Below are 13,950 nucleotides of genomic sequence, written 5' to 3'. Positions count from 1 at the left end.
CCCGGTTACTGTTAGTGTTACACCGCTTCCAGCAGCGCCAACAGTATCGGGCACTACGATCTGTGCAGGAAATACCGCTACTTTAGTAGCAACCGCTCCGGGGGGGAGCTATCAATGGTTCGATGCGGCCTCGGGGGGAACACTACTCGCAACATCAACATCCTATACCACTCCGGCATTAACGGTCAACACGATATACTATGTCCAGACCACGGTTAACGGCTGCCCCGGTCCAAGAACGGCAGTAACAGTTACCGTCACTCCTCTTCCGGCTGCCCCAACAGCTCCGGGAACGACAATTTGTACAGGCACCGCAGCAACTCTAACGGCAACGGCCCCGGGCGGAACCTACCAGTGGTATGACGCCTCAACTGGCGGCAACCTCCTGGGAACGTCAGCTTCATACACCACTCCCAGCCTGACAGTAACTACTACCTACTACGTTCAGGCGACAGTAAATAGCTGTACAGGTCCAAGAACCGCCGTGACAGTCAATGTAAATCCATTGCCTTCGGCGCCAACCGCTTCGGGAACAACAATTTGCTCCGGCAGCACTGCTACGCTAACCGCGACTGCACCGGGAGGGACCTATAGCTGGTACACTGCCTCATCTGGTGGAACACTGGTGGGAACAGGAGCAAGCTTTACCACACCCGTACTCACCGCCACTACTACTTATTATGTAGAAACTCTATTAGGATGCATTAGCTCTCGTACCCCGGTTACTGTGAGTGTTACACCGCTTCCAGCTGCACCCACTGTATCAGGCACAACGATCTGTGCAGGTGGTACTGCTACTTTGGTAGCAACTGCGCCGGGTGGGAGCTATCAATGGTTTAATGCGCCCTCGGGGGGAACACTCCTGGCTTCTGGAATTTCATATACAACGCCGGCCTTAAGCAGCAGCAACACGTACTATGTGCAGACTAGTATCAACGGATGTCCCGGGCCACGAACAGCGGTAACGGTTACTGTTACACCGCTTCCTGCAGCACCAACGGCGTCGGGAATTACTATCTGCGAAGGCAACAGCACAACTATAAATGCCACTGCCCCTGGAGGTACTTATCAGTGGTTTGATTCTTCTTCAGGTGGAAATCTTTTGAACACTGGAGCAAGTTATACTACACCAGTGTTAATTTCCACTACGACATATTATGTTCAAACCACGGTCAACGGCTGCGCAAGCCCACGGACGGCTGTTACGGTGACTATTATTCCCCGGATCAATCCTGAATTCAAATATTCGTCAGGAACGTATTGTAAATTGGGAGATCCCGTCACACCTCCTCCGCAAATCTTCAATGGCCCGGGCACCTTCAGTGGTCCGGCTGGCCTTATCATTGACCCTAACACGGGGGTGATTAATGTGGCTTTAACCCCTGCTGGCCCCTATATCGTTACTTATACCAGTACCTCTCAATGCCCTAGTACAACTAGTGCTACAATTACAATATCAAACGCTCCAGACGCATCATTCACTTATGCTAGTCCCGTATGCGTTGGCGGTACTAATCCATTGCCAATTTTCACCGGCTCAGGAAGTGCGGGTGTGTTCAGCTCTACTGCAGGTTTGGCGTTTGTTAATACCAGCACCGGTGAGATTAATTTAATTACGAGTACTCCGGGAACCTACACTATAACCAATACCATCAGTGGAGCGGGATGCGCCGATGTTAAGACCTTTCAAGTAATAATTAAACCTTCTCCCGCAGCACCCACATTTTCTGGACTTACAACAATCTGTGAGGGAAGCCCTACCACAATCACCGCGAACGCGGCTGGCGCCACGAGTTACGAGTGGTTTCCCGCTGCAACCGGAGGTACCGCTTTTCATTCTTCAGCCTCTTACACAACCCCAAATCTTAGCACAACGACGACATTTTATGTGCAGGCTATTATCAATGGATGCCCCGGACCAAGAACCTCAGTAACAATTAATGTAACTCCCAAACCTGCGGTACCGACCGCATCGGGCACTACGATCTGTGCTGGCAGCGCCACAACCTTAGTAGCAACCGCACCCGGTGGCTCTTACAGATGGTACGATGCTCCGTCTGGCGGAACGCTGCTGCACACAGGATTTAGCTACAATACAGATCCATTAACAGCGAGTACAACTTTCTATGTGGAAACTACAGTGAACCTCTGCACCAGTGCCAGAACAGCAGTTTTAGTTACGGTAAATCCAATCCCGGGTGCTCCCACAGCACCAGGAGCTAATATTTGTGCAGGTGAGACCGCGGCGCTGACTGCCAGCGGCTCAGTGGGAATTTACCAATGGTACGACGCTGCCGTTGGGGGAAACCTGATAATGACCGGGCCCGGGTTTACAACCCCTGTATTAAACGTAAACACAAACTACTATGTGCAGGCTATCAATAGCGGATGCCCGGGACCTAGAACTCGGGTAGAGGTTATTGTAAGTCCGAAACCTTTTGCCCCAACAGCGGCAGGCAGGACCATTTGTTCAGGCAGCACGGCATCGCTGACAGCAACCGGGTCCTCAGGTATATACGAGTGGTACAATACAGTGACAGGGGGAACTCCGCTGCAAACAGGAAGCTCCTTTACCAGTCCGGTTTTAACTGCTAATACCACTTATTATGTTCAGTCGGTGGTTAACGGATGCGTCGGCCCGAGAACTTCAGTAACGGTGACAGTAACTCCTATTCCCCCGGCACCAACGGTATCAGGAGTTACCATATGTGCAGGCAGCACCACAACCTTAACAGCAACTGCGCCTGGAGGCATTTACAGATGGTATGATACCCCGACGGGCGGAACAGCGCTGGCAACCGGATCCAGCTATACTACAAATGCGTTAATAACAAACACCAGATTTTATGTCGAAACTACTGTAAATGGTTGTACCAGTGTACGAAGCCCGGCACAGGTGACCGTAACCCCGCTCCCGGCTGCGCCAACAGCTGCAGGCGATAGTATTTGTGCCGGCACTACCACAACCCTAACAGCCAGCGCCCCGGGAGGAACATACGGATGGTATGATGCGGCAATTGGGGGGAACCTGGTAATTACAGGCCCCAGCTTTACTACCCCAACATTAACCGCCACCACCCGCTACTATGTGCAGACGACAATCAGCGGATGTCCAGGGCCAAGGACGCTGGTAGAAGTTATTGTTAGTCCCAGGCCAACTGCCCCATCCGTAGCCGGGAGTACCATTTGTTCAGGTAATACAGCAACCCTGACGGCAACCGGTCCGGGAGGAATATACGAATGGTATGACGCCGCCTCAGGAGGCAACCTGCTGGTGAAAGCTAATTCTTTCACTACCGGATTGTTAACAGCCAATACCACCTATTATGTTCAGTCTGTCGTTAACGGATGTGCGGGACCAAGAGCCTCGGTTACGGTGACAGTAACTCCTCTTCCCGGAGCACCTACCGCTTCAGGAACCACTATCTGTTTTGGCAGCACCGCAACCCTAACGGCAACCGTTGTTGCAGGAACATACCAATGGTTTGACGCCCCATCCGGCGGAAGTGTGCTTGCGACTGGAACCAGCTTCAGCACACCAGCTTTAACTGCGAATGCCACTTACTATGTTCAAACAACCATCAGCGGATGCCCGGGACCAAGAACAGCGGTGACAGTTACAGTTACGCCCCTCCCTGTCGCGCCGACTGCTCCGGGAGTAATAATTTGTTCAGGTAGTTCGGCGGTCCTAACGGCAACAGCCCCAGGTGGAATATACGAATGGTATGACGCCGTTTCCGGAGGAAACCTTCTATTAACTGGTGCCAGTTTCAACACTCCGATACTAACAGCGAACACAACTTATTATGTACAAGCCATCGTTAACGGATGTTCCGGACCAAGAACAGCAGTTACAGTTACAGTAACAGCCATTCCACAAGCCCCTACTGCTGCCGGTGCTACCATTTGCTCAGGAAATGCTGCAACCCTCAATGCCACAGCACCCGGGGGCATATATCGATGGTATGATGCTCCTACAGGAGGCAACCTTCTTGCAACGGCAAATTCCTTTACCAGCGGAGCATTAATAGCTAATACAATCTTCTATGTTCAAACCACCATAAATGGATGTACGAGTCCAAGAACGCCGGTAACGGTTATCGTAATTCCGATTCCGGCTGCTCCAATTGTTAACGCTCCCGCGATATGCGTAGGAAACAGTACCACCCTTACTGCAACCGGTCCCGGGGGAAATTATCAATGGTATGATGCCCCCATAGGCGGAAACCTTTTGCAAACGGGAAGCAGCTATACTACACCCGTCTTAAACACGAATACGACTTTCTACGTCCAAACCACGATTAACGGTTGTACCAGCAGCCTCTCTGCAGTAACTGTGATAACTATTCCTGTTATAAATCCCGAATTTGAATATTCCTCAGGAACCTATTGTAAATCGGGACCTGCCGTAACTCCTGCACCAAAGCTGTATATCGCGGTGGGAGGAACATTCAGCGCTACGCCCGGCCTGGTCTTCGCCAATGCTAATACCGGAGAGATCAACGTAGCTGCCACACCGCTGGGTACTTATACCATCACGTTCACAAACAATTCGCAATGCCCGAGAATCAGCACTGCAAATATTACCATCACCAATTTCCCTGTTGCTACTTTTGGATATGGATCAGGCTCATTCTGTAAGGGCTCAAGTCACGCTGCAGCAATTTTTCCGCCGGGGGCAAGCGCCGGCGTGTTCAGCGCTTCAGCCGGCGGCCTGGTATTTATCAGCGCAAGTACCGGAGAGATCAACCTGAGTGCGAGCACACCGGGAACTTATCTGGTAACTAATAACATTACCGCGAGCGGCGGTTGCGCTGCTGCTGTTCATAGTGTTTCCGTTACCATTAGTTCATCACCTGTTTCTCCCACAGTCTCAGGAGGCACCACTATTTGTGCGGGAAACAGCACAAACCTTACTGCTTTCGCGCCCGGAGGATTGTACGAATGGTTTAACGCGCCAATAGGTGGAACCCTGCTAGCAACCACGGCTACCTTTACCACACCTGTCCTAAAAACTACTACCACTTATTATGTCCAGTCAACCATTAACGCATGTACCGGACCGAGGTCAGCTGTAACTGTGGTAGTAAATCCCATAATTGATCCGGAATTTGCATATTCATCGGGGACCTATTGTAAATCAGGGATAGCGGTTACGCCTCCGCCTGGAATTTATACAACAGGAGGCGGCACATTCAGTTCAACCACCGGACTTGTATTTCTAAACAGGAACACAGGAGAAATAGATGTATTGGCGAGTGCAATAGGAACGTATACTGTCAGCTTTACAAATAATTCGCCATGCCCGCGGGTAACCTACGCAAAGGTGACAATAACTAACTTCCCTAATGCCACCTTCTCATACGGCGGCCCTTACTGTCAGGGAGCAACGAACGCGCTCCCGAATTTCCCGGCCGGCGCTAGTGCAGGGGTTTTCACATCTTCATCACCCGCCCTTGTATTTTTAAGTACAAGTACCGGAGAAATCGATCTGGAAATAAGCAGCCCGGGCAACTACATTATCACAAATACTATTGCTGCGAATGGAGGCTGCGCTTTAGCAACATATACCTCTACAGTTACCATTATTGCTATACCTGTTGTACCAGGGGCAAGGGATATTTCCATTTGCAAGGGAAGCAATGCAGTCCTCGCGGTGTCTGATCCGACAGGAACTTACCAATGGTTCGACAAGTCCATCGGGGGTATGATGGTAGGAACCGGTGACTTTTTTACCACGCCAGCCCTAAATTCAACGACACGATATTATGTTCAGGCTATAAGCAATACCTGCGTAAGTGCCAGAAAAGAGATTATTGTAACCGTTAATTCAATTCCTGTGTCACCCGTTGTCGTTTCTAATTCACCTGTATGTATCGGGAATTCAATTGTGCTTGGCGCAACCTATGTTCCCGGCGCAACCTATACCTGGGAGGGACCCAACAATTTCACTTCAAGTCTCCAAAACCCGAGTATCAATCTGGCTAACAGTGCGAATACGGGCAAGTATACTGTATCCATTATGGTAAACGGCTGCGTAAGCGCGGTATCAGCCGTAGATGTTAAGATCAACGAGGTTCCGATAGCGATTGCGGGGGCCGATCAAACGTTATGCGTGAGTACAAATGCAATAAATCTGAAAGGCTCTGTTCAGGGGACAAGCACCACCGGGATCTGGAGCAGCAGAGGAACCGGAACCTTCTCTCCATCAAACACAAGCCTGAACGCAATATATATTCCTTCATCTGCGGATAAGACTGCTCTTAAAGTAGTGTTAACGTTGACATCGACAAATAATGTAAGCTGTGCCCCGGCAATATCATCAATGGCTGTGACATTGGTTCCGCTTCCGGTTGTTAATGCAGGCGCTGATCAGGCCGTATGTGCGAATGGGACAGAAGTTAATTTATCGGGATCTTTTAGTGGTGCTTCAGGTGGGATATGGACAAGCACCGGCGATGGCCAGTTCTTACCGTCAAAAACCGCTCCTAAAGCCACTTATATACCAGGAAGCAAGGACATAAAGATTGGCTGGGCTAAGCTGACAATGTCTTCAACGGGTAATGGATTATGCACATCTATTTCAGATGAAGTATTAATTACCGTAAATCCACTTCCAAAAGTATCTGCCGGAAAGGACAAAGTTATTCGTCTGGATGAATCGATAACATTCAAGGATACTGATGCCGATGTTGAAGCGCAATATCTATGGACGCCCGCTATCGGACTTGATAATTACACTGTGAAAAATCCTGTATTTAGCGGAACTAAGAGCCAGACCTACACATTGACGGTAACCAATAAATGGGGCTGCTCATCAAGTGACCAGGTTTTTGTCAAAGTACTGGAGCCAATATTAATCCCAAACACTTTTACACCCAATGGTGATGGTGCTAACGATCTTTGGAATATTGCTAAATTAAAAGATTACACTGAAGCTACTGTATTCATCTACAACAGGTATGGTATAAAGCTCTTTCACTCGCAAGGCTACGATCAACCATGGGATGGTACCTATCAGGGCGTCCAGGTACCGGCAGGAACCTACTATTACGTAATCGACACAAAAATGGGAGAGAAGTTTTCCGGGTATATACTGATAGTGAAATAAAATAGCTCCTTACACACTTTCAAAAAACACTGCGTGATTATTTATTCCCTGTAGTTTTTAAAGCCTCCTCCTGCTCCAGTTTCTCCAGCTCAGCAGCAGTCCATGCTCGTGTACGGCTGCCAGCTTCGCGTCTTACTTTTGCTACTTCATCTGGAGTGATAAATGGTGAGGGGCCATTCCGGGGCGCGCGGCCAAATTCAAACCGTGCGAAACTTAAGACCTCAGCCATCCATTGATCACTATTGGCTCCCATGGAAGGCATAAGGTCACCCGGGTAACTCTTGCCGTCTAAACGTCCTGTCAAACCGTGCAGCAATATCCTGATCGCTGTGTTCTTGTCGCCAGCGAGTCTTTTCGAACCCAGGAGTGGCGGAGCAATAAGACTCGCCAAACCTTTTGCATCAGATCCATGACAGCTTGCACAAAGCGAACGAAAAATAGAAGCGCCTTTAAGTACCAGGTTTCTATTAACAACAGCCAGGTTGCCCAGTCTGCTACCGTAAACCTGTATACTATCGCGACGCTGCATTGCACCATTCGCAGCCAGCAACATCTCATTATCCTGATTTTGTTCTATTAATTTCCTGGCTATTCCCCGTGCTGTCTCTCCCTTATTAACTGAAAGTGACAGCAAGAGCTGGGTGCGGACATTATAGTCCGGATCTGCCCTGAGCTCGTCAAGTTTACTCAGTATTTGAGCGTCACTATTTTTTATGTAAGGCTCGCTGATCCATACTGCCGTCTTCCTGACCTGTGCATCTTCATCATTCATAGCACTCAAAAGTACCTCGTTATCGACTGAGTTTAATCCTTCCAGGGTCCACAAAGCATGTATACGAGCCAGGTGTGATGGTTTCGAAGGCAATGTGCCACGTTTGCCCGTTGCTATCTGCTTCAAAACAGGCACCACCGATTTATCTCCCAGTATAACCAGCTGCTTTTGCGCATTATCTCTCCACCAGCCGTTTGGATGATCCAAATGATTTACAAGCTTTGCAGGAGATTCATTTAGCATGTTGGGTTTCTTTGAAGATTTGTATCCGTCATGTACCAAACGATAGATCCTTCCATGCCCCACATTTTTCGCAAGCCCCAGTCGATCAATAACCTTCCGTAAAAACGAACCTTCTTTTGTCCAGTTCCCCTGCTGAATTATTCCGCGGTGCATATCAACGATATAAAGGTTGCCATCCGGACCCGTATAACTATTTACGGGCCTGAAATTCATGTCTGAAGAAGCAATAAATTCCTGCCGGTAATAGGCGTTCCCGGCTATAGATTTGCCTTTTATATTGGTAATCTTTGCTCTACGAATAAGACGTCCAACCGGCTCACAAACAATGTAGTCACCTACCAGATCTTTCGGTAACGCATCCCCCCGAAATATTGACTGCCCGGTGCTGGCTGTAAAGTGATTCAGGGTACTGTCGGGACGCAAGCGGAGCAAGCCACCCTGAACATCAGGAGTTGCAATGATTGGCCAAACGGCATTGAATTCTTCGCTGTATTGATCTTTAAAATCCAGTGATCCATATACAGGATTTATCTGAAATTTCTGGATCGCGATTTCGCTCCCGGCACTGGAATAAAACAGGCGCCCATAATTGTCGTGGGTCAGGCCCCATTGCCCGCTTCCTCCGCTGATAATCGTATCTGTTTTGATCATACCATTTGTAAACCGGAAACGTACCGGTTCGTATGTCAAATAGATCCAGTTATCCAGGTTCCAGTCAAGCCCGCTTCTTTGATGCTCCATATTTGCATCATTTGCAGAATATTTTGGATTTTCATAGACTATCCTTTTTGAATCAGCCCGCCCGTCGCCATTGGTGTCTTTGTAGGCAGCAATAGTTATCGTGTTTGTTTCGTTCACCAGCAGCTCACGATTTACACAGAGTATCATTCGGGGAAGCAGCAGGCTATCAATAAACACAGAACGCTTATCCATCTTCCCATCTTGATCCGTATCCTCAAGCAATAAAATACGGCTGACATTCAACCGCTCACCAGTTGCCTGTGCGTCCTGCATGTAGGTGAGCATTTCAGCCACATACATTCTCGCATCTCCATCCCAGGCTATTGCCACAGGCTCTTTTACCATCGGCTCGCTGGCAACCAGCTCTAAATGATATCCCTCCGGAAGACTAAATGTCTTCATGCTTTCTTCCGGCGACAAATATTCCGGATTTGGCTTCGGATTAAACATCCGTTTGCCGAAGGGGTTCCCAACATTGGACGATTTGCAGGTGTAGATCAGCAAGGGAATGATCAGGACACCCAGAATTAATAACTTATTCTTATGAAGCATATTCAATTACCAATAGATACTATATAATGCTACGATTATACCAATAACGATAAGAGCGCCAACAGTAAACGATGGTGAGGTTTTGAACATGCTGCTGTCCACTTCCAGACCATTTGGCTTAACGCCATTGCGAGTTTCATAAATACTTATGAAATACATGACGATCACACATATCAGGAACACAAATCCCATACGATCTATAAATGGTATTTCATAAACACCGTCTGCATTCAGCACAGCAAAACCGGATGAATGCAGGAATTCAAGATTTACATAATCAGGAGACACCTTAAACAGGCAAGAGAGAATAAAGCCGCCTATCGTTGCAAATAAAGCTGCATTTGATGTTGTTTTCTTCCAGAAGAAACCAAGGATAAACATCGCGAAGATACCCGGAGATACAAATCCGGTATATTCCTGGATATACTGGAAGCCTCCTTTTTTGTCTATTCCCAAGTAAGGAGCAATGGCCACAGCAAGGATCATCGAAATAATAATAACCCATCTTCCAACCTGAACCTGCTTCTTCTCATCAGCAGCCGGGTTCAGCTTCTTTTTGTAGATATCAAGAGTAAAGATCGTTGCAATACTATTAGCCTTTCCAGCAAGGGATGCTACCACAGCCGCTGTAAGCGCAGCAAATGATAAACCTTTTAAGCCAACCGGCAGCAAATTAAGAAGTACAGGATAGGCACGATCAGCTACCACTTCCCCATTGAGCATCATCTCCGACTCGAATACGCCTTCTTTATATAGCACGAATGCGGCAATACCTGGCAGGACAACAATCACCGGCATAAGCAATTTCAAGAATGCGGCAAAAAGGATCCCGCTTCTGGCGGTTTTAAGATCCGCTCCCAGCGCCCGCTGAGTGATGTACTGGTTACAACCCCAATAGTTCAGGTTTACGATCCACATACCTCCAACCAATATTGCAAGGCCGGGCAAATCGATAAAATGAGGATCTTCTTTCTTAAAGATCATTTTAAAGTGATCAGCAGAATTCTCAGTCATCAGGTTGAAGCCATTTATCGGCCCGCTTGACCCGTAATGCTGTGCTACCAGATCCAGCGCCAGATAGGTGGTTACCAAGCCTCCCAGTATCAGGAACACCACCTGTATCACATCTGTATAGCCGATCACATTCATACCGCCAAGGGTAATAACGATAGCGAAAACAGCCAGAGCCACCATACATAGGCCCAGATCAAGTCCGGAAATACTGCTGATTGCCAGAGCGCCGAGATATAAGATCGATGTCAGGTTGACCACAACATACAGTAACAACCAGAATACGGCCATTATCATTGCTACGGTATCATTATACCTCGTTTTCAGGAACTGAGGCATCGTATAGATCTTGTTCTTTAAGTATATCGGAATAAAGAAGACAGCGACTATTATGAGGGTCGCCGCAGCGAGCCATTCATAAGCAGCAATTGCGAGGCCCATGGTAAAGCCCGAACCGCTCATGCCGATAAACTGCTCGGCAGATATATTGGATGCTATAAGGGAAGCACCAATGGCCCACCATGTCAGTGAGTCTTTGGCCAGGAAATAATCTTTTGAATCTTCATGTTTCTTCCGTTTGTATACATACAAGCCGTAAGCACTTACAATAACAAAGTAGATAAGGAAGACAATGTAGTCAGGTGTTTGCATGTTAGGTTTCGTTGGTTAGATAAACCTATTAAAAAAATTGCATTTTAATTCAAACGCTAAAGAGATTTTCATTTTGATTCTTATCGCAATTCTCTGAAAAGCAGAACTACTGCTATTAGGTTAGGCTAGCCGCGCTTTTCGCTCCCTGCCGGCCGGCAGGTAGCTTTGCCATAGGGTTGGATTTTTCGATGGGTGCGACGAGCTGTCAGACGTACATCAAGATATTCTCCTATATAATTTGTATTTTAGTTGAGCAAAAGTGTGATTGCTCCTCCCATATTTAATTCTGGAAAATGTATTCGAGCTCATTTTGAATTGAGATAACTACGTTTAAATGATGGGCAATGTAATTGATACTGCAAAAATTATGACATTACGATATCAAACGACCGGGCGTATGGATGTATCAAAGAACTTGACCGATGGAGCTATATGGTGTGTGCTTTAGAACTTTTTGATAACATACCTAATGCCTGAAGTTTCACCCAAAGGGCTATTTGTTTTGAAAAAATGATATGAGATACCTGGTCACAGTTATTCTTTTTTCGTTTATGAATGTCGCGAATGCTCAGCAGCGGGCAATGTTCACGCAATACATGTTTAACGGACTTGCGATAAACCCTGCATATTCATCTGTAGACGATGCGCTAAGCTTCACAGGCGTCTATCGCCAGCAGTGGACTGGGTTTGACGGAGCACCTAACACCCAGTCGTTTTCTGTTCACAGCCCGTTGAAAAGCTCGCATACATCCGTGGGTTTTATGTTAATCCGGGATCATATTGGAGAAGTAATTACAGAAACCGGTACACTTGTATCTATCTCCCAACGAGTAAAGCTTGATGATGACACTTATCTCGCCGCCGGACTGGTTGGAGGGCTAAGCGCCTACAAAGCAAATTACAGTTCGTTATACGATCCAATCTCAGGGTCAGATCCGCTTTTTGAAGATCAGTCTGACAGTCAGTTGGACCTGGGTTTCGGATTAATGTGGTTTACGAAGGATTTCTATGTGGGTTTTTCTTCTCCCTTTTTTATTTCAAAAAATATCAAAGGCACCGGAGATGGCGTTAATAACAGGGCGCATTTCCTGCTTACCGGCGGATACATACTACCACTTGGTGAAACCCTTAAACTTAAGCCTTATGGACTCGTTAAGTATGTTAACGGATCGCCACTGCAGATTGATTTAAATGCCAGTCTCTTAATAGCAGAAACTTTATGGCTCGGAGCTTCGTGGCGATCATTTGATTCTGTTGATGCAATCGCACAGATAGAACTGACAGAAAACGTTCAGATCGGCTATTCCTATGATTTCACGACCTCCGCGCTCACAAAAACTAACAAAGGCTCTCATGAATTTATGCTCAAATACCGACTTCCCGTTAAAGGGTTGAATTTCCCGAAGTGTTATTTTTAGAGAGCTATGGGCGCTACCAATAGACAGTTTTGGATTTCCAACTGTAGAGGGCCGTCAGTGTGAGCTATTACTGTTCAGCTCTTGGTTTAACCGTAAAATTCATACTGGCTAGCTGCCGCTTCGTCCGCGTTATATGGCCAGAGTATTACTGAACACAATGAAAGCGAGGTATAGTACTTGATTCTTGATACTCCTTAAGATAAAGTCAACTCTCCCCTCAGATTTGTCTCAAGTAGCTCCGCGATCTTCTTTTTACTCCTAACATTTCCAAAAAGGTACATAAGTTTGGTAACAGCAGCTTCAAAAGTCATGTCGAAACCACTTACCACTCCCATTTCCTTCAGCTCGCGACTAGTTTCATAACGTCCGAGTTCTACAGTACCTACTTTACACTGGGAAATGTTGAGGATGAGTTTACCATCCGATATGGCCCCCCTGAGCAGGTCGAGAAACCATTTTTGAGTTGATGTATTTCCTGAGCCAAAGGTCTCCATGATGATCGCTTTGCAATCAGAGCAAAGGGCTGCTTTAACAATATGAGGACTAATCCCGGGATAGAGTTTCAATACACCAATGGCACTGTCCAGCTTTTTATGGAATTTCACCGGCCCCTCACCAGGTTTAAGGATATTATGCTTGTCAAACTCAAGGTAAACTCCGGCTTCGGCAAGCACCGGGTAGTTCGGCGATCGAAAGGCCTCAAATTTGTCTGAGTTATATTTAAATGATCGGTTACCGCGAAACAATTTATAATCAAAGTAGATACACACTTCCGGCACCATGGCTTTCCCCCTCTTTTTCTCGGCTGCTATTTCAAGGGCTGTGATCAGGTTCTCTTTCGCGTCAGTCCGGATCCCGTTAACGGGAAGCTGAGAGCCGGTTAGAATAATGGGTTTATCCAGGCCTTCGATCATGAAACTCAAAGCAGATGCTGTAAAAGACATGGTGTCGGATCCGTGAAGTATTACAAATCCATCATACTTCTCATAGTTCTCTTCGATTAATGAAACCAGCTCTTTATAAATGTCCGGGCTCATATTCGATGAATCTATAAGCGGATCGAACGAATGTACTTTGAAATTATAGTCCAGCCTTTTAAGCTCTGGAACATTGTCAGTTATCTGATCAAAATTGAATGGAACGAGCACACCAGTTTCAGGGTCGGTGACCATGCCGATCGTTCCACCGGTGTATATAATCAGTACATTAGTCATTTAACAATCGGTTGCGGGAATGTAAATATAGGAGATAATTGAGAATTGAGAGGGGAGAATTGAGAATAGCCAGGGGATTGCCGCGCTTCGCTCGCAATGACAAATGCGCGGATGTCAGAAGCAGGGTACGCGGCTGCCCAACTATACGCCAAATATCGTTTTTGAATTCAGGGTGGTGACCCGCGCGACTTCTTCTATTGTGACTTGTTTCAGGTCAGCGAGCTTCTGAGCTACATA

5 protein-coding genes are annotated in these 13,950 nt (G+C 47.1%); 2 read left to right on the top strand and 3 right to left on the bottom strand.

What is annotated here, in order from left to right; all coding sequences use genetic code 11:
• Nucleotides 1-7,111: gliding motility-associated C-terminal domain-containing protein (locus WKF69_RS14220; protein ID WP_340382739.1), on the top strand; the 7,111-nt coding region annotated here is incomplete at its 5' end.
• A 37-nt stretch (nt 7,112-7,148) separates the two neighbouring features.
• Here WKF69_RS14220 and WKF69_RS14215 read toward each other — a convergent pair.
• Nucleotides 7,149-9,419, bottom strand: coding sequence for a hypothetical protein (locus WKF69_RS14215; RefSeq protein ID WP_340382738.1), 2,271 nt, complete (start codon nt 9,417-9,419; stop codon nt 7,149-7,151).
• 6 nt (nt 9,420-9,425) lie between these two features.
• Complete coding sequence (locus WKF69_RS14210; RefSeq protein WP_340382737.1) at nt 9,426-11,081, bottom strand: sodium/sugar symporter; 1,656 nt, start codon at nt 11,079-11,081, stop codon at nt 9,426-9,428.
• Between the two features lie 515 nt (nt 11,082-11,596).
• On the opposite strand from WKF69_RS14210, the gene WKF69_RS14205 reads away from it, so the two are divergent.
• Nucleotides 11,597-12,499 (top strand): type IX secretion system membrane protein PorP/SprF, encoded by a 903-nt coding sequence (locus WKF69_RS14205; protein WP_340382736.1) that lies wholly within the window; start codon nt 11,597-11,599, stop codon nt 12,497-12,499.
• 194 nt (nt 12,500-12,693) lie between these two features.
• Here WKF69_RS14205 and WKF69_RS14200 read toward each other — a convergent pair whose 3' ends face one another.
• Nucleotides 12,694-13,713 (bottom strand): type I asparaginase, encoded by a 1,020-nt coding sequence (locus WKF69_RS14200; protein ID WP_340382735.1) that lies wholly within the window; start codon nt 13,711-13,713, stop codon nt 12,694-12,696.
• Nucleotides 13,714-13,950 lie beyond the last annotated feature (237 nt).

It is taken from the genome of Daejeonella sp., from assembly GCF_037719425.1.
GTDB lineage: Bacteria > Bacteroidota > Bacteroidia > Sphingobacteriales > Sphingobacteriaceae > Daejeonella.
Note: the sequence above shows the minus strand (reverse complement) of the source record. Positions and strands in the feature narration are given on the sequence as shown.